This window comes from Citrobacter sp. Cy070 (genome assembly GCF_030332245.1).
Classification (GTDB): Bacteria; Pseudomonadota; Gammaproteobacteria; order Enterobacterales; family Enterobacteriaceae; genus Citrobacter; species Citrobacter youngae.
In genome coordinates this window covers 25,488-47,750 of the sequence record NZ_JAOWIG010000023.1, presented here as the reverse complement: position 1 = coordinate 47,750, position 22,263 = coordinate 25,488, and the positions used below count along the sequence as shown (strand labels likewise).

The window sequence follows — 22,263 nt, the reverse complement described above, 5'->3', positions numbered from 1 at the left end:
CCTGCTCGCTTACTGTGGATAGTCCAGCAGCAGCGTCTTGAGGCGGTCGGCCATCAGTTCGCCACGCCAACCGGAAATCAGCTCCGGCAGGGACGCCTGCGGCTTTAATTTCCAGTGCCAGTTGAGCAGTTGGTTGATTTGACGACGCGAAGCAAGGAGTTCCACGCTAAGATTCTGCTCCGCACTCACATCGGCCACCAGGGCTTTAATGGCTTTGAATGCCTTGCGATAACCCGGCATATCCATCAGATTCAGCAACGGTTGCGGCAGCGACTCTTCCGGTAAGGCCTGTGCCTTTTCTACCAGGGAGATCAGCGTCTTGCCGTGGAAGCGAATTTCGCTCCCGGAAAGTCCCAGACTATCCAGCTCGCCCAGACTGCCCGGCATATAACGGGCCACCGCCCACAGATGCTCTTCACGCACCACGAAGTTTACCGCCAGATCGCGCTCACGCGCTTTGCGCAACCGCCAGTCGGCAAGCAGTTGCAGACAGGCGAGCTGACGGGTACGCAACTGCCAGGCATTGGTAATTTCTCGCCACGCATCTTCGGGTGCCAGAATTTCCTGACGACGCTGTTGCATCAAACGACATTCGTCCAGCGCAGCGGGCAGCCAGCCGGATGCATCGGTTTCTGCCATCAGTTTTGTGGTGATCGGTAATAAATACCAGACATCTGCCGCCGCATACTCGCACTGCCGCTCAGTCAGCGGTCTGGCCAGCCAGTCGGTACGTGATTCACTTTTATCCAGCACCACCCCGGTGAACTCTTCCACCATCGCAGCAAAGCCCCACGACAGTGGGCGCCCACAAAAGGCAGCCAGAATCTGTGTATCGATCAGTGGTTGCGGGAGCTCACCAAACGTGTTGAGAAACACTTCGAGGTCTTCACTTCCGGCATGCAGGAATTTGGTGATCGCAGTGTTACGCAGGATATCGCGCAGCGGCGACCAGTCGGTGATCCCCTGCGGGTCAATCAGAGCAACGTGTTTGCCATCAAACAGCTGGATCAGTCCCAACTGCGGGTAGTAGGTACGCGTGCGAACAAATTCGGTATCCAGGGCTATCGCCGGAAATTCACGAACGGCTTCGCACAGCGTGGCCAACGCGTCGTCCGTGGTGATCATTTGATAATTCAAATCGTGCTCTCTTAGGTTTTCGCCAAAAAAAACGCCGGATTATCCGGCGCTTTCTGCTGGCTGTCTTAACGCTCAGCCTTTATTGTCCACTTTGCCGCGCGCTTCGTCACGTAATTCTCGTCGCAAAATTTTACCGACGTTAGATTTCGGCAACTCATCACGAAATTCCACCAGCTTCGGTACTTTATAGCCCGTCAGGTGACGACGGCAGAAAGTGACCAGCGCTTCATCGGTTAACGAGGCGTCTTTCTTCACCACGAAAATTTTCACCGCTTCACCGCTGCTGCCGGACGGAACACCAACGGCAGCCACTTCCTGCACGCCTGGATGTTGCATCACCACGTCTTCAATTTCGTTCGGATAGACGTTAAAGCCGGAGACCAGGATCATATCTTTCTTACGATCAACAATACGCAGGAAGCCTTCATCATCCATCACCGCAATATCGCCGGTATGCAGCCAGCCGTCTTTGACGATTTCGTCTGTGGCGTCTGGTCGCTGCCAGTACCCCAGCATCACCTGCGGACCTTTCACGCACAGTTCGCCCGGTTCTCCCGGTGGCACTTCGTTGTCGTCATCATCCACCAGTTTGACCTCGGTAGACGGAACCGGTAACCCGATACTGCCGCTATGGTAGTCGATATCGTGAGGGTTGACGCTCACCAGCGGAGCGCACTCCGTCAGGCCATAGCCTTCCAGCAGATACTGCCCCGTCAGCTTCACCCAACGTTCCGCTACCGCCTGTTGAACCGGCATCCCGCCGCCTGCGGAAAGGTGCAGTGACGAGAAGTCCAGTTGCTGGAACTCTTTGTTATTTAGCAGCGCGTTAAACAGCGTGTTGACGCCGGTCATCGCGGTGAAGGGATATTTCGCCAGCTCTTTTACCAGTCCGGGAATATCGCGCGGGTTGGTAATCAGCAGATTTTGACCGCCCAGCTCAATAAACAGCAGGCAGTTCATCGTCAGCGCAAAAATGTGATACAGCGGTAGGGCCGTTACCACCAACTCTTTGCCCGGATGCAGCAACGGACCATAGGTGGCATTAACCTGCTCCAGGTTAGCCAGCATGTTACGGTGCGTGAGCATTGCGCCTTTCGCCACGCCGGTGGTACCACCGGTATACTGCAGGAAAGCCAAATCTTCTGACACGACTTCCGGCTTCACATACTGCATGCGGTAGCCGTTTTGCAGCGCACTGCGAAACGAGATGGCATCCGGCAGGTGATATTTCGGCACCAGACGCTTGATATATTTCACGACGAAGTTAACCAGCGTCCCTTTGGCGGTGGACAACTGATCGCCCATACGCGTCAGGATCACGTGTTGAACTGAGGTCTTATCGACCACTTTCTCCAGCGTGTGAGCAAAGTTAGAGACGATGACGATCGCCGATGCACCGCTATCGTTGAGCTGATGTTCCAGCTCGCGAGGCGTGTACAGCGGGTTCACGTTCACAACTATCATGCCAGCACGTAAAATCCCAAACAGTGCAACGGGATATTGCAACAGGTTGGGCATCATCAGTGCCACGCGATCGCCCTTTTTCAGTCCAAGTCCTTGTTGCAAATAAGCCGCGAATGCCCGACTGCGCTCTTCGAGTTTGCGGAAGGTCATCACCTCCCCCATGTTCATAAACGCGGGTTGATCGGCATACCGTCTTACTGAGTGTTCAAAGAGTTCCACCAGGGATTGATAACGGTCAGGATTGATCTCCGCGGGAACACCAGCGGGATAACGGTTAAGCCAAACCTTTTTCAATACATCACCTCTAAAATGCGTATTCGTCGTCATCACAACCCCAGGCAATAAACAAACTGTTAACATAATATTAACTCAGCGTACCAGTTTGTTTATTACACAACGACAAGGTTGCGAAGCACGTCACTATTTATTTTTCTTATATCCACGTTAATGCAGAAACAGCGGACGAGCCGCTATTTCTTTTATCATTAAAACAAAGAGTTACTCTGTTACTATCGTCTGAACCTGCGCGGGACCGGGATTGTACCATCCCCATCCGCCGTAGCCACCGTAAGGCCAGCCACGCGCACCGTAGAACCAGGGGTCAATCGGCTGCGGAGGCATCACAATTTGCTGAGTAATATGCCAGCGTTTATAACCGGTTACCTGCATCAGCATGAACTTATACGGTGTACTACCAATTTTTCCGTCCACAGTTCCGCTAATGGGTCCGACGACGGTGACCAGTTGACCACGAAAATCTACCGGGTCGAGGAAACCGTTAACATCGGCATAAATTCGCCCGCGTGACGCTTCGCCCAGAATCGGTCGTGCCCCGCTATCGAGCGGCATAGTGGCGATCTCCAGTCGGGATTTCCCCTGCTGGTTTTGAATATCCACCACCTTACCGCCAAAACGTGCTTCTTGTCCGACGTACAACTGCGGCGCATTCATCACCCGCACCAGATCCTGCTGCGGTGTCGGGCTCGAACCTTTAATCGCATCCGGGATGGTGACGCAGCCGCTTAGCGATAACGCCAATACGCCTGCCAGTACACCTTTCAATAACTGCTTTTGCACCACCATATTGCGACTCCCTTTTCTTAGCCTCTGCCCGGACATGTTCGCGATGCTGTGTATTGACATCAGTGCGAATTTACCAGGGATGTACTACTAAGATTCATTCTTTACCGGGAAGTTTCTTCCACGCCACGGTGTTACGTAAATAAACCGGTTCAGCATGTTCAACCGCCACGGTCTTACCCGAAGCCAGCATTAGCGTGGCGACAGGCAGCATATCTTCAGCCGCAGGAAGCAGCACATCACCATCGCTGAGCGTCAGACCGCTGTCTTTACCAAGCTCAGGCCAGGCTGGCCAGCCCGTGCCAACGGTTACCCAGTCGCCAGAAAGCTGCAGCAGGCGATCGTGTACCTGCTCCGGCGTTAACACCGCTTCTGTCTCTTCGCCGTGCCAGATGCCATCTTCATCACGCTGGTATTCAGCCCAGTACACTTCACCCATACGCGCGTCAATCGCCGCCAGTACGCGAGTCGCGCCCGACTTACGCCAGGCCCCCTGCGCCATTGTCGCGAGAGTGGAGACGCCGATCATCGGTAAATTCGCGCCTAACGCCAGCCCCTGGGCAATGCCAATCCCAATACGGACACCGGTGAAACTACCGGGACCGCGCCCAAATGCCAGGGCGTCAATGTCGGTTAACGTGAGATCGCCAGCGGCCAGGATTTCCTCGACCATCGGTAAAATTCGTTGGGTATGTTCTCGTGGGCAAAGCTCGAAGTGAGCCTTGATAGTACCGTCATTCCACAGGGCAACAGAGCACGCCTCTGTGGCGGTATCGATAGCCAGAATTCGCATGGGTGTTTGTGATCAGATCAATAAATTTGGCGCGCATCTTACCACACTCCGTAACAAATTACTCAGCCGATGGTATAGCAAGAAAGCGAACAGCACGCGCAATATCACGCGTGCGTGGCGCAGGCGGAAGGCTTGCCAGGAAGGTCGCGCCATAAGGCCGCATCACCAGACGGTTATCACAAATCACCAGCACACCGCGGTCGTCAGCATCACGGATCAGTCGCCCTACCCCCTGTTTCAGCGTGATAACCGCATCCGGCAACTGCACGTCTTCAAACGGATCGCCGCCGCGCAGGCGGCAGTCCTCCATTCGCGCTTTTAACAGCGGGTCATCCGGCGAGGTAAACGGCAGTTTGTCGATTATCACCAGCGACAGCGTATCACCGCGCACGTCCACGCCTTCCCAGAAGCTGCTGGTGGCAACCAGTAGCGCATTACCTGCGCTGACAAACTGCTGTAACAGTTGCCCTTTACTGGTTTCGCCCTGCAACAGAACGGGAAGCGTCATGGTGGCGCGGAATTGTTCCGCCAGATCGCGCATCATCGCGTGCGAAGTGCACAGCATAAAGCAGCGACCGTTGTTCGCTTCGATAATGGGACGCAGCATGGAAGCCAACTGCCGCGCAGCCCCCGGCTGGTTGGTTTGCGGGAGATTACGCGGCACGCACAGCAGCGCCTGACGGGTGTAATCAAATGGACTCGGCAGTAGCATCGACTCGGCATCGTCAATACCCAGCCGCGCGGTGAAATGATGGAGGTCATCGTTTACCGACAGCGTCGCGGAGGTAAAAATCCAGCAGCCCGGCTTTTGTTCCATCACTTCTTTGAATTTATCCGCCACAGTGAGCGGCGTCAGCGCGAGCGTAAAATGGCGGGAGGTGCATTCATACCAGTAGCTGAAGCCTGGCTGGTTGATCTCTTTCAGACGCTTCAGGCGCGCACGGTAAAGCGTGGCACGTTCAAACGCAGCATCCAGCAAGGCAGAACGGCCGAGAGACAGCTTCGCCACGTCATAACAGAGCTCAAGTGTGTCATCGAGCAGCAAAAACGCGCGCTGCACACGTTGGTCAGCCAACAGCTCTCGTAGGTTTCCACGATAGCCGGGCTCGCCGAGCTGTAGGCGAAAGTCCTGCGCGCTTTGCGCCAGCCGGTCCGCGCATTTTTGCAACTGCTGGGTGTCTTTCAGCTCGGTGCGATAGGCAATGGTGATGTCTTTTGCCAGATCCAGCAGTTGGCGACTGGAAAGCGATTGACCAAAGTACTGGCTGGCGATATCCGGTAGCTGATGGGCTTCATCGAAGATCATCACGTCTGCCTCGGGGATTAATTCACCAAATCCACTCTCTTTCACCACCATATCAGCGAGAAACAGATGATGGTTCACCACGACGACATCCGCTTCCATCGCCTTCTTGCGCGCTTTAACGACAAAGCACTCTTTATACAGCGGGCAGTCGCTGCCAAGGCAATTATCGTTTGTGCTGGTTACCAGCGGCCAGGCCTGAGAGTCTTCCGCCACGCTGACGCAGGTGCTGATGTCGCCATCAAGCGTTTGATTTGACCATGAGCGCAGCAGTATGACATCGCTTAACGTTTGTACCGGTAGATCACCACCCGCCAGCGCCTGCTGTTCGAGGCGTTCCAGACACAGGTAGTTGGAGCGCCCTTTTAGCAACGCCAGCTTACCGGTGAATTTCAGTGCTTTGGCAACGGTGGGAAGATCGCGACTGTAGAGCTGATCCTGCAACGCTTTCGATCCCGTCGACACAATCACTTTCTTTCCAGCGCGAAGCGCCGGGGCGAGGTAAGCGTATGTTTTACCTGTGCCAGTGCCGGCTTCTACAACAAGCGGTTGTGATTTTTCAATGGCATGACTGACAGCAATCGCCATCTGTCGCTGTGGTTCACGCGGTTTAAAACCCGGTATCGCTTTAGCCAATTGACCGTCTGCTGCAAAATCGTCCGTCACACTGCCCCCTGTTCATTTGAACAGGGATTATGTCAGGCCAGCGGGTCTTTCGCCAGTTGAAGAGGTGACGCGGGCGCAACATTATGGCAGTCTTGGCGCAATCTGAAGCCCATGAAGAAAAATGCAAATAAGGAATGATTTATGACGATTGTGCGCATTGATGCTGAAGCTCGTTGGTCTGACGTGGTTATCCATAACAACACGTTGTACTACACCGGCGTGCCGGAGAATCTGGATGCAGACGCTTTTGAGCAAACGGCAAATACGCTGGCGCAAATTGATGCGGTGCTGGAAAAACAGGGTAGCGACAAGTCACGAATCCTTGATGCCACCCTTTTTCTGGCGGACAAAAGTGATTTTGCCGCCATGAACAAAGCCTGGGATGCGTGGGTCGTTGCCGGTCACGCGCCAGTACGTTGTACCGTTCAGGCCGAATTGATGAACCCGAAATACAAAGTCGAGATCAAGATTATCGCTGCGGTTTAAGCGGCGCTACTCGTCTTCATCTTCAAAACGCGCCACGATCCGTTCACCGGTATGGCTGGCGCGTAGCTCTTCAGCAACCAGAGCAATCGCCTGTCCGCTGCTCATCCCCTGCGACATCAGTTCCTGAATCCGCTCTACTGCTTTTTGCTGCTGCTCATGACTGAGTGAAGGTAAACCTGCAAACATTGTTAACTCCTGCTAAATTGTCTGCGCTAATTATTTCATGCTACCGGGCAGTTAGCCAGTAGAGTAGCAACGAGTCAGGACTGATGAAGACGTTATCTCCCACAGTAATCACATTACCCTGGTGTCAGGACGCCGCTGAACGCTATTTTTCGACCTTAAGCCATCTGCCCTGGGCGATGCTGTTGCATTCAGGTCATGCCGATCATCCGCATAACCGTTTTGATATTCTGGTCGCCGACCCTGTAGCGACCCTGGTTACGCGTGCACAGGAGACTATGGTCAAGGACAGGCAAGGCATTTTGCGCACGCTTGATGACCCGATGGCAGTATTATATTCAACGCTAACCGCTCAGGCTATTCAGCCTGATTATCATCCCGACCTCCCGTTCCAGGGCGGCGCACTGGGTTTGTTTGGCTACGATCTGGGCCGCCGCTTTGAATCGCTGCCAAATATTGCCGAACGCGATATCGCCTTGCCGGATATGGGCGTCGGTATCTATGACTGGGCGTTGATTGTCGATCACCAGCTACAGACTGTATCACTGCTTAGCCATAGCGATGTGCATGCCCGTCTGGCGTGGCTCGAAAATCAACTGCCGCCGGTACGCGAGCCATTTACATTAACGTCGGCATGGCACTCGAATATGAGCCGTGAGCAATACGGCGAAAAATTTCGTCAGGTGCAGCACTATTTGCACAGCGGCGACTGCTATCAGGTCAACCTGGCCCAACGTTTTCAGGCGCAATATCAGGGAGATGAATGGCAAGCGTTTGTGCAGCTCAATCGCGCTAACCGCGCGCCATTCAGTGCGTTTATACGCCTGGAAGACGGCGCAATCCTCAGTCTGTCACCGGAACGCTTTATTCAACTGGAAGATCAGCATATCCAGACACGCCCCATCAAAGGTACGCTACCCAGACTGGACGATCCTGATGCCGATCGCCAGCAAGCCGACAAGCTGGCAAATTCGCCAAAGGATCGGGCGGAAAACCTGATGATCGTCGATTTGATGCGTAACGATATTGGCCGCGTTGCTGTACCGGGTTCGGTAAAGGTTCCGGAGCTGTTTGTGGTTGAACCGTTCCCTGCCGTTCATCATTTGGTCAGCACCATTACCGCACGTCTGCCAGAGTCATTACACGCCGCCGATCTGCTGCATGCCGCCTTCCCTGGTGGCTCCATCACCGGCGCGCCAAAAGTGCGGGCGATGGAAATTATCGACGAACTGGAGCCGCAAAGACGCAACGCCTGGTGCGGCAGCATTGGTTATCTGAGCTTTTGCGGCAATATGGATACCAGCATCACCATTCGCACACTGACAGCCACAAACGGACAAATTTATTGCTCCGCTGGCGGTGGCATTGTTGCAGACAGTCAGGAAGACGCGGAGTATCAGGAAACGTTTGATAAAGTGAATCGTATTTTGCACCAACTGGAGAACTGACACGTGGAATACAGCAGCCTGACGCTTGATGATTTTTTATCGCGCTTCCAACTCCTGCGCCCGCAGGTCAATCATGCCGCGTTAAACCAGCGCCAGGCCGCCGTACTGATCCCTGTCGTACGCCGTGCGCAGCCGGGATTGCTGTTAACCCAGCGATCCGTTCATCTGCGCAAGCACGCCGGACAGGTCGCCTTTCCCGGCGGTGCGGTGGACAGCAGCGATGCTTCATTGATTGCCGCCGCCCTTCGCGAAGCGCAGGAAGAAGTGGCGATCCCACCTTCTTGCGTTGAGGTGATTGGCGTGCTGCCACCGGTCGACAGCGTTACCGGATTTCAGGTCACGCCAGTGGTAGGTATTATCCCGCCAAATTTACCGTATCGCGCCAGTGAGGATGAAGTGTCTGCAGTGTTCGAAATGCCGCTGGCGCAGGCCCTGCATTTAGGTCGCTATCATCCTTTGGATATCTACCGTCGCGGTGATTCACATCGTGTATGGCTTTCCTGGTATGAGCACTATTTCGTCTGGGGAATGACCGCCGGAATAATTCGTGAGCTGGCGCTGCAAATTGGCGTCAAGCCCTGACTATACTTATCTTTACGCACGCCATAGACAACTTGAAACTCAGGTCACAACATTAGTAAAACCGCGGTTATCTATTAGTTTAATTCATGTGAATAGTTAAGCCGATCGCCGCGTTCCCTCTTACACTATGCGCAGTTATAACATCGTTACTGGAAAGCCCAGTCGCCCTGTAGGAGTATTATCGTGATTAGTCTATTCGACATGTTTAAGGTGGGGATTGGTCCCTCATCTTCCCATACCGTAGGGCCTATGAAGGCGGGTAAACAGTTCGTCGATGACCTGGTCGAAAAAGGATTACTGGACAGCGTTACTCGTGTCGCCGTCGACGTGTATGGTTCACTGTCGCTCACGGGTAAAGGTCACCACACCGATATCGCCATTATTATGGGTCTGGCGGGCAATGAGCCTGCTACCGTGGATATTGACAGCATCCCCGGATTTATCCGCGACGTAGAAACGCGTGGCCGCCTGCTGCTTGCGCAGGGGCAGCACGAAGTGGATTTCCCGCAGAATGACGGCATGCGTTTTCACAACGGCAACCTGCCGCTGCATGAAAACGGGATGCAGATCCATGCGTACAATGGCGAAACCGTCATTTACAGCAAAACGTACTATTCCATTGGCGGTGGGTTCATCGTTGATGAAGAACATTTTGGTCAGGATGCAACGAATGAGGTCAGCGTACCTTATCCGTTCAAATCCGCCACTGAAATGCTGGAATACTGCAACAGCACCGGTTTGTCTCTCTCAGGCATGGTGATGCAGAACGAACTTGCGCTGCACAGCAAGAAAGAGATTGAAGAGTACTTTGGCAACGTCTGGCAGACCATGCAGGCTTGTATCGATCGTGGGATGAACACCGAAGGCGTGCTGCCGGGTCCGCTGCGCGTTCCTCGCCGTGCCTCCGCCCTGCGTCGTATGCTGGTTTCCAGCGACAAGCTCTCCAACGATCCGATGAACGTGATCGACTGGGTGAACATGTTTGCGCTGGCGGTTAACGAAGAAAACGCCGCGGGTGGTCGCGTTGTAACCGCGCCAACCAACGGTGCCTGCGGGATCGTGCCTGCAGTACTGGCCTATTACGATCATTTCATCGAGTCCGTCAGCCCGGATATCTACACCCGTTATTTCCTGGCGGCGGGGGCAATTGGTGCGTTGTACAAGATGAACGCCTCTATCTCTGGCGCCGAAGTAGGCTGTCAGGGTGAAGTCGGTGTGGCATGTTCCATGGCTGCTGCAGGTCTGGCTGAGCTACTGGGCGCGAGCCCTGAGCAAGTGTGTGTTGCTGCCGAGATCGGTATGGAGCACAACCTGGGCTTAACCTGCGATCCGGTTGCCGGACAGGTGCAGGTTCCGTGCATCGAACGTAACGCTATTGCGTCCGTGAAGGCGATTAACGCCGCACGTATGGCGATGCGCCGCACCAGCGCGCCACGCGTCTCGCTGGATAAAGTCATTGAGACCATGTACGAAACAGGTAAAGACATGAACGCCAAATACCGCGAAACGTCACGCGGTGGTTTGGCAATCAAAGTTCAATGTGACTAATACTTAATTTTCGCCCATCTGCGACGGATGGGCGAATTTGCCCCTTCTCGCTCGTCTACTGTAATTTTCCCCACTACACTTGCTCTGTTGCTGTTGGCTTCTGTGACCAACGGCTTATCGGGCGGCCCGCATGCAAACAGCACAACGGATCATTCAAAACTATCGCCGTAATCGCTTAATCGTCTGCACAATATGTGCACTACTGACGCTCATCCTCACATTAACGGTCCGATTTATTTCGGAGCGTAATATAAATCACCGTTACACCGTCACCTTTGCTAATCATGCCGTAGAGGCACTGGATGATGTGCTGCTCCCACTGCAGGCCGGGCGCGATATACTGCTCCCGTTGATTGGTCTTCCCTGCTCTGTGGCGCGTTTACCTTTGAGCAAGCATGCTGCCAGGCTACAAACAGTGCGCTCTATCAGTCTGATTCAGGGGGGGATTCTTTATTGCTCCAGTATCTTTGGCTATCGCAATGTGCCTATCCGCCAAATTCAACCTGAATTACCGAGCCGGGAGGCGCAACTGCTGTTGTCCACCGACCATTCGCTGATTAAAGGTAGTCCCATTCTGACGCAGTGGTATCCGGCCTCCGCGGATGGCGAAAATGGGGTGCTGGAAATCGTCAATATTGATTTATTATCGACCATGCTGCTGGAACCCCAGCCACCGCAAATCACCAACGCCAGTTTAACCGTCGGCAACCGCCACCTGCTCTACGGACAAGGTGTTGTCGAGACCTTGCCTGCACTGAACGATGAAAAACGTTATCAGCTTTCATCGCAACATTTTCCCTTCACGATCAGCGTCACCGGCCCTGGCGCCAGTGAATTGGCGATAAAACATCTGCCGACACAACTGCCGCTGGCAGTGATCCTGAGCCTGTTGGTGGGATACCTTGCCTGGCTGGCAACCGCCAGCAGAATGAGTTTTTCCTGGGAGATTAATCTGGCTCTCGCGGCACACGAGTTCGAGTTGTTTTGTCAGCCACTGCTGAACGCGCAGACCCAGCAATGTATGGGTGTAGAAATTCTGTTGCGCTGGAACAACCCACGTCAGGGCTGGATTTCGCCGGAAGTGTTTATTCCTATCGCCGAAGAGCACAACCTGATTGTCCCTCTTACCCGTCATGTCATCGCAGAAACCATTCAGCAACGACACGTTTTTCCGATGAGTAGCCAGTTTCATATCGGTATCAATGTTGCCGCCAGCCATTTCCGCCACGGTACGCTGTTAAAAGACCTTAATCAGTACTGGTTCAGCCAGCATCCCATCCAGCAACTGGTTATAGAACTGACCGAACGCGATGCCTTACTGGATGTGGATTATCGGATCGTGCGCGAGTTGAATCGCCTCGGCGTTAAGCTGGCGATTGACGATTTTGGTACCGGAAACAGCTCGCTCTCCTGGCTGGAAAAATTGCGCCCGGATGTGCTGAAAATTGATAAATCATTTACTTCGGCGATCGGAACCGACGCCGTGAATTCAACCGTCACAGACATCATTATCGCGCTGGGAAAAAGGCTGAATATCGAACTGGTGGCTGAAGGCGTAGAAACGCAGGCACAGGCGCAGCATTTACGCCGTCATGGCGTACATATCTTGCAGGGTTTTTTGTATGCCAAGCCGATGCCGCTTCGTGATTTTCCCAAATGGCTGGCGGGCAGCACGCCGCCGCCCGCCAGGCATAACGGGCACCATATCATGCCCATTATGCCATTTCGCTAACCCCGTTTACTCGTCTTCGTCGTGAGCGGGTTGTTCTTTAACAATGCGAACTAAATCCACACGATAGTCATTAGCTTCGACAATCGTAATGCTCAGCGGTGCAACCTCAATAACATCACCTACACGCGGGATGTGACCGTTAGCCGCAATCACCAGCCCTGCTACGGTGGCGATGTCTTCGTCCTCATCCACCAGCGTATCCACGTCCAGCGCCTGTTGCAGCGCGTGCAGATCGGTTCCCCCTTTCACCAACCAGCCACCGGCGTCAGCAATGATTTCAGGGGTTTCGTCGGCATCCGGGAATTCACCTGCGATCGCTTCTAATACGTCCAGCGGTGTTACCAGCCCTTGCACCACGCCAAATTCGTTAGTGACGATGACAAAGCTACCGCGGGCACGACGCAGCACGCCTAGCAGATTAATCGGGTCGAGCGTTTCCGGGACGACAATTGCCGGCGAGGCAGACGCAATCGCTGCAACATCCACACCGTCTTCCAGCGCCACCAGCAGCTCTTTAGCACGCACGATACCGATAATTTCATCAAGTTCACCGCGACACACCGGGAACAGGCTGTGTGGAGAAGAAAGCAACTGTTCGCGAATTTCCGCTACGCTCAGATCGGCGTCGACCCAACTAATTTCACCACGAGGTGTCATGATGCCGCGTAATGAACGGGATGCCAGTGAGAGAACACCGTTGATCATATAGCGTTCTTCTTCCACAAACGCGCCTTCCGGGACCGGAACAGGAACCGGATTGTCGGATTCCATCTGCACGCTGGCCTGACGTTTACCCCCCATCAGACGCAAGATTGCATCCGCAGTCCGCGCACGCAGCGGCAGAGTCGACTGGTGGCGAATAAAGTTACGACGGGCAATCTGGTTAAACAGTTCGATGATAATTGAGAAGCCAATCGCCGCATACAGATAACCTTTCGGAATGTGGAAGCCAAACCCTTCGGCAACCAGGCTCAAACCGATCATCAGCAGGAAGCTCAGACACAGCACCACCACCGTCGGATGTTGGTTCACAAATCGCGTCAGCGGCTTCGATGCCAGCAGCATCACCGCCATCGCAATAACCACCGCCGCCATCATCACCGGCAGATGGTTGACCATACCGACGGCAGTAATGACCGCATCCAGCGAGAACACCGCATCGAGGATAACAATTTGCGTCACCACGACCCAGAAGCTCGCATAGCCTTTTGACTGCCCGGTATCATGTTCACGGTTTTCCAGCCGCTCATGCAGCTCTGTCGTAGCCTTGAACAAGAGGAAGATACCCCCCAGCAGCATAATCAGATCTCGCCCGGAAAACGCGTAGTCCATGACCGTAAACAGCGGTTTTGTCAGCGTCACCATCCACGAAATCACGGACAACAAGCCCAGACGCATAATCAGCGCCAGTGACAAACCAATGAGGCGCGCTTTATCTCGCTGTTTCGGTGGCAGCTTATCGGCAAGAATTGCAATGAAGACCAGGTTATCGATACCCAGAACAATTTCGAGAACAACAAGCGTGAGCAAACCCACCCAAATCTGCGGGTCCATTAAGAGTTCCATGACAAGCTCCTGCTTAAGGAATGATCAAACTGCGCCCTGAACATCTCAGGCGTTAAAGCAATATGCAGATAAAGTTTGTGGCAAAAAGTGCCAAACTGACAGGCTTGATACGGCCTAAAGGTGAAATGACGTCGGTGACGATCCATATGGTGGGCTACTGCCCTATACTCCTGAGTAATTAAACAGATGCTAAACATAACAGAGACAACCGGTTTTTAGCAAAGATTTACCTTCCTTTGCAATAAGTTGTTTCGGAGATATTTCACCCTTCGAAATTTCTTCTGATCGGAAGTTAAATTACGGATCTTCATCACATAAAATATTTTTTTCGATATCTAAAATAATTCACGAAAATCATAGGTTTTTCTTTGTAACCCTTATCTGAATCGATTCGATTGCGGACGAGCGATTCAAAATGCATCTTCACGTTGATGTGTTAACGATAATAAAGGAGGTAGCAAGTGACCATTGCTATTGTAATAGGCACACATGGTTGGGCTGCAGAGCAGTTACTTAAAACAGCAGAGATGTTGTTAGGCGAGCAGGAAAACGTCGGCTGGATCGATTTCGTTCCAGGCGAAAATGCCGAAACGCTGATTGAAAAGTATAACGCTCAGTTGGCAAAACTGGATACCAGTAAAGGCGTGCTGTTTCTCGTTGACACATGGGGAGGCAGCCCGTTTAACGCTGCGAGCCGCATTGTTGTCGATAAAGAGCATTATGAAGTTATCGCAGGCGTGAACATTCCCATGCTGGTAGAAACCTTCATGGCGCGTGACGACAACCCCAGCTTCGATGAATTAGTGGCACTGGCCGTTGAAACCGGTAGCGAAGGCGTGAAAGCGCTGAAAGCTAAACCTGTTGAAAAAGCCGCACCAGCCCCCGTCGCAGCACCTAAGGCAGCGGCACCCGCGAAACCGATGGGCCCGAACGACTATATGCAGATCGGCCTCGCACGTATCGATGACCGTTTAATCCATGGTCAGGTGGCAACTCGCTGGACCAAAGAAACCAACGTAACGCGCATTATCGTCGTCAGTGATGAAGTTGCTGCTGATACCGTGCGTAAGACGTTGCTGACTCAGGTCGCACCGCCAGGCGTTACCGCACATGTGGTTGATGTCGCGAAAATGATCCGCGTCTATAACAACCCGAAATACGCCGGTGAGCGTGTAATGCTGCTGTTCACCAACCCGACCGATGTAGAACGCATCGTTGAAGGTGGCGTAAAAATTACCTCTGTTAACATTGGCGGCATGGCATTCCGCCAGGGGAAAACGCAGGTAAACAACGCGATTTCGGTGGATGAAAAAGACATCGAAGCCTTCAAGAAACTCAACGAACGCGGTATTGAGCTCGAAGCCCGTAAGGTTTCTACCGATCAGAAACTGAAAATGATGGATTTGATTGCCAAGGCGAAATAACCACCTGGCATTTACTTAGTTTTCACACTTAAGTCTGTATAGCAATAGGAGAAGTACAATGGAGATTACCACTCTTCAGATTGTGCTGGTGTTCATCGTCGCATGTATCGCGGGTATGGAGTCGGTACTCGATGAATTTCAGTTCCACCGTCCATTGGTGGCCTGTACGCTGATTGGTGCCGTTCTCGGGGATATGAAAACCGGTATTATCATCGGTGGTACCCTGGAAATGATCGCTCTGGGCTGGATGAACATCGGTGCTGCGGTTGCGCCTGATGCTGCACTGGCTTCCATTATCTCTACCGTTCTGGTTATTGCGGGTCACCAAAGTATCGGTGCAGGTATCGCGCTGGCGATACCACTGGCAGCAGCAGGCCAGGTTCTGACCATTATCGTTCGTACCATCACCGTAGCATTCCAGCACGCGGCGGATAAGGCGGCCGAAAACGGCAACCTGACGGCGCTCTCCTGGCTGCACGTTTCCTCCCTGTTCCTGCAGGCTATGCGTATCGCTATCCCGGCGGTAATCGTAGCGATTTCTGTCGGTACCAGTGAAGTTCAGAGCATGCTTAATGCCATTCCGGAAGTCGTGACCGGCGGCCTGAACATCGCAGGCGGTATGATCGTGGTGGTTGGTTATGCGATGGTCATCAACATGATGCGCGCAGGCTACCTGATGCCATTCTTCTACCTCGGCTTCGTCACCGCGGCATTTACTAACTTCAACCTGGTTGCTCTGGGTGTGATTGGCGCAGTAATGGCGATCCTCTACATTCAGCTGAGCCCGAAATATAACCGCGTAGCCGGTGCGCCTGCTGCGGCGGCTGGCAATAACGATCTCGATAACGAACTGGACTAGCAGGTGAGCGAAATGGTTGATATGACTAAAACTACCACCGAGAAAAAACTCACTCCGAGTGACATTCGTGGCGTGTTCATTCGTTCTAACCTGTTTCAGGGTTCATGGAACTTCGAACGTATGCAGGCGCTGGGCTTCTGTTTCTCCATGGTACCGGCTATTCGCCGCTTGTATCCGGAAAACAACGACGCCCGTAAGCAAGCTATCAAACGTCACCTGGAATTCTTTAACACCCATCCCTATGTAGCGGCACCGGTTCTGGGCGTTACACTGGCAATGGAAGAACAGCGTGCGAATGGCGCAGAGATTGACGATGGTGCTATCAACGGTATCAAAGTTGGTCTGATGGGACCGCTGGCAGGCGTGGGCGACCCGATTTTCTGGGGTACCGTACGCCCGGTATTCGCCGCGCTGGGTGCAGGTATCGCGATGAGCGGTAGCCTGCTTGGGCCACTGCTGTTCTTTATCCTGTTCAACCTGGTACGTCTGGCAACCCGTTACTACGGCGTGGCATACGGCTACCGTAAAGGCGTAGATATCGTTAAAGATATGGGCGGCGGCTTCCTGCAGAAACTGACTGAGGGAGCGTCAATCCTCGGCCTGTTTGTCATGGGGGCCTTGGTTAACAAGTGGACGCACGTGAATATCCCACTGGTGGTCTCCACCATCACCGGTCAGGATGGCCAAACGCGCGTGACCACTGTGCAGACAATCCTTGATCAGCTGATGCCGGGCCTGGTTCCTCTGCTACTGACCTTCGCCTGTATGTGGCTTCTGCGTAAGAAAGTGAACCCACTGTGGATCATCGTTGGCTTTTTCGTCATCGGTATCGCGGGCTACGCTGTCGGCCTGCTCGGCCTGTAAGACTGTTGTACATCACCGGGGGCTTGCCCCCGGTTTTTCTATTTAGAGGGTTGAGGATTCATGACTATCACGGACCTGGTGCTGGTTCTATTTATCTTTTCGCTGCTGGCGTATGCCATTTACGATCAGTTCATCATGCCCCGCCGTAATGGCCCCACTCTACTTACTGTTGCCCTGCTTCCACGCAGTCGAGTCGACAGCGTTATCTTCATCGGTTTGATTGTTATTCTGATCTACAACAACATCACCAGCCACGGCGCGCAATTTACCACATGGTTATTATGTGCACTGGTGTTAATGGGGTTGTATCTGTTCTGGATCCGTACGCCTAAAATTATTTTCAAACAAAAAGGTTTTCTCTTCGCCAATGTCTGGATTGAATATGACCGGATTAAAGAGATGAATTTATCAGAAGACGGTGTGCTGGTGATGCAATTAGAGCAAAGACGATTGCTTATTCGCGTACGAAATATAGACGACCTGGAGAAGATATATAAACTTCTAATTTCAAACCAATAAGTTACAAATATAGCCTGAACTATGTTTTTTATATCTCAGTGAAAAACAAACATAGCTAAGGCTATATTTCTCCGCCCATATGTTATTTAATTTAACGTTTTGCCTATAAATAAATCTAAATGAAAATTATTTTCATTTAGAAGTCAAATAATATTTCTGCGTTTCTTGTTTTATATTCCAAAAATATGTTAAGGTTGCGCCCGTCGTTGGGGAGTAGCCGATTTCCAGACTCCGGAAATGTACGTGTCAACATACTCGTTGAAAAACGTGGCACGTACGGACTGAACATCACGTTTAGTCAGGCGAGACCATAGGCACATCAACTGCAATGCATATTTGAATGGCTCTGTATAGACAATGGGTCCGCTCAGTGTGCATGGTTACTGGGGGCAGTGATGTGTTTTATGGAATACCCCGGTCAGGACGCTGTTATGAATATCACCGCAACTGTTCTTCTCGCTTTCGGTATGTCGATGGATGCTTTCGCAGCATCAATTGGCAAAGGCGCCACCTTACATAAACCTAAATTCTCTGAAGCTCTGCGTACCGGCCTTATCTTTGGCGCAGTCGAGACCCTTACGCCACTGATTGGCTGGGGAATGGGGATGCTTGCCAGCAAATTCGTGCTGGAGTGGAACCACTGGATCGCCTTCATTTTGCTGATCTTTTTAGGCGGCCGAATGATAATCGAAGGCTTTCGTGACAACGATGATGAAGATGAAGAGCCGCAGCGCCGCCACGGTTTCTGGCTGCTGGTCACCACTGCCATTGCGACCAGTCTCGACGCGATGGCCGTCGGGGTGGGTCTGGCCTTCCTGCAGGTCAACATTATTGCCACTGCGCTGGCCATTGGCTGCGCCACGTTAATTATGTCCACGCTTGGCATGATGATCGGTCGTTTTATTGGCCCGATGTTGGGCAAGCGAGCTGAAATTCTGGGTGGGGTAGTCCTGATTGGTATCGGCGCCCAGATCCTCTGGGCACACTTCCACGGTTAATTCAGACGCTGCCAGATATGAATACTAAAGTCAGTCTGGCAGTCAAACTTCGTTTTCCCCGCTAACGTTTCCCACACTTCCGGCTTTGCCCGCCAGGCGAACGGCGTCATTTGCAATAACGCAACGGCCTCGCTGCCCTTAAGCTGCATCTGATACCCCAGCGCAATACTCTGTTGCAGAACAAAACCGTCCAGTTGCTCTGTGTGTGGCGCATGTAAACGCACCTCATCATAAATCAGCCCTTTAAGTTCCATTAAATGACGCGGACCCGGCGTGGCGGTGATTACCCATCCACCCAGTTTCACCACGCGGGCCAACTCTTCGGCTTTGCAAGGTGCGTAGATCCTGATAATGGCGTCCATTGACGCATCGGCAAACGGCAGACGATGGCTGGAGGCAACGCAAAAGGTCACCTGCGAATAACGTCGGGCCGCGGCCTTAATCGCCACTTTAGAAACATCAAGCCCAAAGGTTGTACTGCCCGCCAGCACATCGGCAAACGCGTGAGTGTAGTACCCTTCCCCACAGCCGATATCCAGGATCGTCGCATCGTCTGAAATCAGCCTCTGCTTGAGCGCATCCACAATCGCATCGCGTAGCGGCTGATAGTGACCAGCATCAAGAAATGCCCGGCGCGCCTGCATCATTTCCGCACTGTCACCCGGATCGCGAGACCGCTTATGCTGAACCGGCATCAGGTTAACATATCCCTCTTTCGCCACATCAAACTGGTGTCGCTCCGGGCAGACAAAACTGTTATTCGCTTGAGTAAGAGGCTGGTGGCAAAGAGGACAGGAAAACGACATGACAACTCCGGCAGGTGGCTTAAGGGCGCAAGTGTAACGCGAATTGCGCCCTGGGAAAATAACTTACAGCGACGGCGAGGATACGCTGCTGCCGTGCATCACCAGCAGATGATCGGAGTCAGCAGGCATGCCGTCCGGTTTGACGTTTTCCAGACGCAGAACATCGCCCATAATCTGGCTGAAGACCGGCGCGGAGACGGCTCCCCCATAGTAAGCACCGTTTTGCGGGTTATTAATCACCACGACCAGTGCGAATTTTGGATCGCTCGCTGGCGCAACCCCTGCCGTATAAGCCACGTATTTATCGACATATTTACCGTCATCACCAATTTTCTTTGCCGTCCCGGTTTTCACCGCAACACGGTAATCCCTCACCGCAGCCTTGGTCCCACCGCCGCCGGGTAGCGCGACGCTTTCCATCATATGTTCAACCTGATGCACCAACGCCTCCGGCATCACCCGCGTACCTATCACTGGCGGATCGATACGCGTAATAGAAAGGGGGCGGTAAATACCAAAACTGCCGATGGTGGCATAGACATGCGCCAACTGGAGCGGCGTCACCATTAACCCGTAACCGAATGCAAAGGTCGCCCGGTCCAGATCGCTCCAGTAACGTCGCTGAGGCATTAAACCGCTACTTTCTCCGGTTAGCCCCAGCCCGGTTGGGTCGCCAAAACCAAAGCGTTTATAGGTATCCAGCAGTTTCTGTACCGGCATTGCCAGCGAAAGGTGCGACACACCGGTATCGCTTGATTTCTGCAAAATACCGGTAAGCGATAGCTCCGGGTAAAATCCGACATCGCGGATGCGATGTCCATCGAGATTAAAAGGATGGGTATCAATGACGCTATCAGGCTGCACAATCCCTTGCTGCAGAGCAGTCATGATCACCAGCGGTTTAACGGTTGAACCGGGTTCAAAGGTGTCGCTAATTGCACGGTTGCGAAAATCATCCAGCACCGCGCCATCACGGTTATTGGGATTGAAGTCGGGAAAGCTTGCCATCGACAGGATTTCGCCGGTGGCAATATTGACCAGCACCGCGGCTCCAGATTCCGCTTTATTCCATGTTACGGCATTGTCCAGCGCATCTTCAGTCACCGTCTGCAAGCGCTCATCAATACTGAGCTGCAATTCGTGCGCGGGGACCGGCATCACTTCCGTGATATTTTCAATCACATGCCCGAACTTGTCTTTGCGCACAAGGCGAGAGCCGGGTTTACCCATCAACTGGCTGTTGAAACTTTTCTCCAGGCCTTCAATACCTTGTCCATCAATGTTCGTAAAGCCGATAAGATTTGCCGCCACATGGCCTGCGGGATAGAAACGGCGGGATTCTTCGCGCAGATTAATCCCCGGGAGATTAAGATCATCGACCCACTGCGCCTGCTGAGGAGAGATCTGGCGCGCCAGATAAATAAAGCGGCCAGATGGATTGCTGTTAACACGTTCAGCCAGCGTGCTGAGTGAAATATGCAGGGTCTTCGCCAATGCCTGCCAGCGTTCGTTATAGCCAACGCCACCTTTGCTGACAATCGTCTTCGGATCGGCCCAAACTGCATTCACCGGCACGCTTACTGCGAGAGGACGTCCTTCTCTGTCGGTAATCATCCCACGCGGTGAGGCGATTGTGACTTCACGTAACGAACGCATATCCTCCTGCTTGACCAGGCTCGTTGGGGTGACAATTTGTAACCACGCAACCCGACCAAGCAACAATCCCAGACTCAACAGTATTGCCACACAAAGCAGGGCAAAACGTACGGGAGTAAAATTGCGCGCATCGCCGTCGTTTTTCTTTTTCACCGGGGCTCCAGCAAGATAGTTTTTCAGGTGACTGATTTAACGGGAATTGCCGGGAGAAAGCGGGAAAAACAATGCTACGAACATCGCGCCTTTGCAACAAAGCGCTAATGGAGAGGCATTCAGAAATATTTTGACGTAATTTGAATTAAAAAGCCCCGCATAAGCGAGGCTTTATATCTGAATTGGTTGCGCCTGAGCGCTTCAAATCAGTGGTATCGATCAGATAGCTGTTACGTTAACAGCAGCCGGACCTTTCTGGCCGTCCTGAATTTCGAACTCAACGTTCTGGCCTTCAGCCAGAGTTTTGAAGCCGTTACCCTGGATAGCGGAGAAGTGTACGAACACATCTTTGCTGCCATCAGCCGGGGTAATGAAACCAAAACCTTTAGACTCGTTGAACCACTTAACTTGACCTTTAATCTTTGCCATTTGCAAAATTCCTTAGAGTATTTTCTTCGCCCGCAGGCATAACATAGATAAAACTGAGACATTACTGCTTGAGGCACTAATATAAGGTTCGGCAGAGAAGCGGTATTCAACGTCAACGTGTTTACTCAGGACTTCTTTACTGAAAATGCCACACATAAACAGAACTGTACCTCGTTTAACCCAAACCGTGTTATCACATACAACGTTAATAATGGCAAGCCATTTTTAAACGTGTCTCGATCGGTCGCACAAATCACGCAGTTCATCAAACAACAACTGCACAGTTATGCGCCAGGCCGAGTAGAGATATATCCTCGCCTCTCTCCCCTTGCCCCGGCTGGCCTGCGCCGTAGCAGGGACTTTTCTACCATAGCTCATCAGGTTCAACTGTTCCAGATTATCTGTCACAGCCTCTGCCAGATATCATTTTTTATGCTTAGTAATGCATAAAATATCACAAGCGTAAAAATGAGATCGGCATTCTGGTTTTGCACCAAAATAATGAAAGAATGATGACAATGCACAAAAAAAGTAAGAGAAACGTTTCGCTGATAATAAAACGATCGG

Annotated in this window: 22 protein-coding genes and 1 riboswitch; of the genes, 10 read left to right on the top strand and 12 right to left on the bottom strand. The window is 52.5% G+C overall.

The features are described from left to right. Positions 1–9 precede the first annotated feature (9 nt). The 5 genes from rnd to yoaA all read right to left on the bottom strand — a co-directional run bounded on the left by rnd (position 10) and on the right by yoaA (position 6,443). Entirely contained in the window at positions 10–1,125 is a 1,116-nt protein-coding gene (gene rnd / locus OGY19_RS02055; RefSeq protein ID WP_048211413.1) for a ribonuclease D, read from the bottom strand. 84 nt (positions 1,126–1,209) lie between these two features. Next, positions 1,210–2,895 carry a long-chain-fatty-acid--CoA ligase FadD gene (gene fadD / locus OGY19_RS02050; protein ID WP_005122193.1) on the bottom strand — a complete coding sequence of 562 codons (1,686 nt, stop codon included), beginning with the start codon at positions 2,893–2,895 and terminating at the stop codon, positions 1,210–1,212. A gap of 204 nt (positions 2,896–3,099) precedes the next feature. Then, the gene (locus OGY19_RS02045) at positions 3,100–3,684 is read right to left on the bottom strand and encodes a Slp family lipoprotein (RefSeq protein ID WP_048211412.1); all 585 of its coding nucleotides are present in this window, start codon (positions 3,682–3,684) and stop codon (positions 3,100–3,102) included. Between the two features lie 94 nt (positions 3,685–3,778). Then, positions 3,779–4,474 (bottom strand): tRNA (adenosine(37)-N6)-threonylcarbamoyltransferase complex dimerization subunit type 1 TsaB, encoded by a 696-nt coding sequence (gene tsaB, locus OGY19_RS02040; RefSeq protein WP_115601891.1) that lies wholly within the window; start codon positions 4,472–4,474, stop codon positions 3,779–3,781. 58 nt (positions 4,475–4,532) lie between these two features. Beyond that, positions 4,533–6,443 (bottom strand): DNA repair helicase YoaA, encoded by a 1,911-nt coding sequence (gene yoaA, locus OGY19_RS02035; protein ID WP_115601890.1) that lies wholly within the window; start codon positions 6,441–6,443, stop codon positions 4,533–4,535. A gap of 141 nt (positions 6,444–6,584) precedes the next feature. Here yoaA and OGY19_RS02030 point away from each other — a divergent pair, with 141 nt between their 5' ends. Continuing rightward, positions 6,585–6,929 carry a RidA family protein gene (locus OGY19_RS02030; protein ID WP_115601889.1) on the top strand — a complete coding sequence of 115 codons (345 nt, stop codon included), beginning with the start codon at positions 6,585–6,587 and terminating at the stop codon, positions 6,927–6,929. Positions 6,930–6,935: 6 nt separating this feature from the next. Here OGY19_RS02030 and OGY19_RS02025 read toward each other — a convergent pair whose 3' ends face one another. Next, the gene (locus tag OGY19_RS02025; protein WP_003020986.1) at positions 6,936–7,115 is read right to left on the bottom strand and encodes a YoaH family protein; all 180 of its coding nucleotides are present in this window, start codon (positions 7,113–7,115) and stop codon (positions 6,936–6,938) included. Positions 7,116–7,198: 83 nt separating this feature from the next. Here OGY19_RS02025 and pabB point away from each other — a divergent pair, with 83 nt between their 5' ends. The 4 genes from pabB to pdeD all read left to right on the top strand — a co-directional run bounded on the left by pabB (position 7,199) and on the right by pdeD (position 12,422). Beyond that, positions 7,199–8,560 carry an aminodeoxychorismate synthase component 1 gene (gene pabB / locus OGY19_RS02020; RefSeq protein ID WP_186336738.1) on the top strand — a complete coding sequence of 454 codons (1,362 nt, stop codon included), beginning with the start codon at positions 7,199–7,201 and terminating at the stop codon, positions 8,558–8,560. A 3-nt stretch (positions 8,561–8,563) separates the two neighbouring features. Next, entirely contained in the window at positions 8,564–9,142 is a 579-nt protein-coding gene (locus tag OGY19_RS02015; protein WP_048211408.1) for a CoA pyrophosphatase, read from the top strand. 183 nt (positions 9,143–9,325) lie between these two features. Beyond that, positions 9,326–10,690 carry an L-serine ammonia-lyase gene (sdaA, locus tag OGY19_RS02010; RefSeq protein ID WP_048211407.1) on the top strand — a complete coding sequence of 455 codons (1,365 nt, stop codon included), beginning with the start codon at positions 9,326–9,328 and terminating at the stop codon, positions 10,688–10,690. Positions 10,691–10,820: 130 nt separating this feature from the next. After that, complete coding sequence (pdeD, locus tag OGY19_RS02005) at positions 10,821–12,422, top strand: cyclic di-3',5'-guanosine monophosphate phosphodiesterase PdeD (protein ID WP_048211406.1); 1,602 nt, start codon at positions 10,821–10,823, stop codon at positions 12,420–12,422. Positions 12,423–12,428: 6 nt separating this feature from the next. On the opposite strand, the gene yoaE is transcribed toward pdeD, so the two are convergent. Both yoaE and OGY19_RS24540 read right to left on the bottom strand, forming a co-directional pair. Then, complete coding sequence (yoaE, locus tag OGY19_RS02000; protein WP_048211405.1) at positions 12,429–13,988, bottom strand: CNNM family cation transport protein YoaE; 1,560 nt, start codon at positions 13,986–13,988, stop codon at positions 12,429–12,431. Beyond that, complete coding sequence (locus OGY19_RS24540; protein WP_371747004.1) at positions 13,976–14,134, bottom strand: protein YoaL; 159 nt, start codon at positions 14,132–14,134, stop codon at positions 13,976–13,978. Before OGY19_RS24540 ends, yoaE begins: the two co-directional genes overlap by 13 nt. Positions 14,135–14,449: 315 nt before the next feature. Here OGY19_RS24540 and manX point away from each other — a divergent pair, with 315 nt between their 5' ends. From manX to mntP, 5 genes are all read left to right on the top strand, one after another. Next, positions 14,450–15,412, top strand: coding sequence for a PTS mannose transporter subunit IIAB (gene manX, locus OGY19_RS01995; protein ID WP_005122176.1), 963 nt, complete (start codon positions 14,450–14,452; stop codon positions 15,410–15,412). A gap of 58 nt (positions 15,413–15,470) precedes the next feature. Then, on the top strand, positions 15,471–16,271 hold the full coding sequence (locus OGY19_RS01990) for a PTS mannose/fructose/sorbose transporter subunit IIC (RefSeq protein WP_003021004.1): 801 nt from the start codon (positions 15,471–15,473) through the stop codon (positions 16,269–16,271). 12 nt (positions 16,272–16,283) lie between these two features. Next, the gene (locus OGY19_RS01985) at positions 16,284–17,135 is read left to right on the top strand and encodes a PTS mannose transporter subunit IID (RefSeq protein ID WP_003833769.1); all 852 of its coding nucleotides are present in this window, start codon (positions 16,284–16,286) and stop codon (positions 17,133–17,135) included. A gap of 60 nt (positions 17,136–17,195) precedes the next feature. Beyond that, entirely contained in the window at positions 17,196–17,654 is a 459-nt protein-coding gene (locus tag OGY19_RS01980; protein WP_115601887.1) for a DUF986 family protein, read from the top strand. A 196-nt stretch (positions 17,655–17,850) separates the two neighbouring features. Next, positions 17,851–17,954: riboswitch (yybP-ykoY riboswitch) on the top strand. 131 nt (positions 17,955–18,085) lie between these two features. Then, positions 18,086–18,652 (top strand): manganese efflux pump MntP, encoded by a 567-nt coding sequence (gene mntP, locus OGY19_RS01975; protein ID WP_115602405.1) that lies wholly within the window; start codon positions 18,086–18,088, stop codon positions 18,650–18,652. Here the strand turns inward: mntP and rlmA are convergent. From rlmA to OGY19_RS01955, 4 genes are all read right to left on the bottom strand, one after another. Continuing rightward, on the bottom strand, positions 18,649–19,458 hold the full coding sequence (gene rlmA / locus OGY19_RS01970; protein WP_115601886.1) for a 23S rRNA (guanine(745)-N(1))-methyltransferase: 810 nt from the start codon (positions 19,456–19,458) through the stop codon (positions 18,649–18,651). The two genes, mntP and rlmA, sit on opposite strands and share 4 nt — an antisense overlap. Positions 19,459–19,521: 63 nt before the next feature. Then, a complete protein-coding gene (gene ftsI2 / locus OGY19_RS01965; protein WP_048211403.1) occupies positions 19,522–21,267 on the bottom strand; it encodes a peptidoglycan DD-transpeptidase FtsI2/PBP3(PARA) in 1,746 nt (581 codons plus the stop codon). A gap of 219 nt (positions 21,268–21,486) precedes the next feature. Beyond that, entirely contained in the window at positions 21,487–21,696 is a 210-nt protein-coding gene (gene cspE, locus OGY19_RS01960) for a transcription antiterminator/RNA stability regulator CspE (RefSeq protein ID WP_001062678.1), read from the bottom strand. A gap of 12 nt (positions 21,697–21,708) precedes the next feature. Beyond that, complete coding sequence (locus OGY19_RS01955; RefSeq protein ID WP_003034983.1) at positions 21,709–21,852, bottom strand: DUF2627 domain-containing protein; 144 nt, start codon at positions 21,850–21,852, stop codon at positions 21,709–21,711. Between the last annotated feature and the right edge of the window lie 411 nt (positions 21,853–22,263).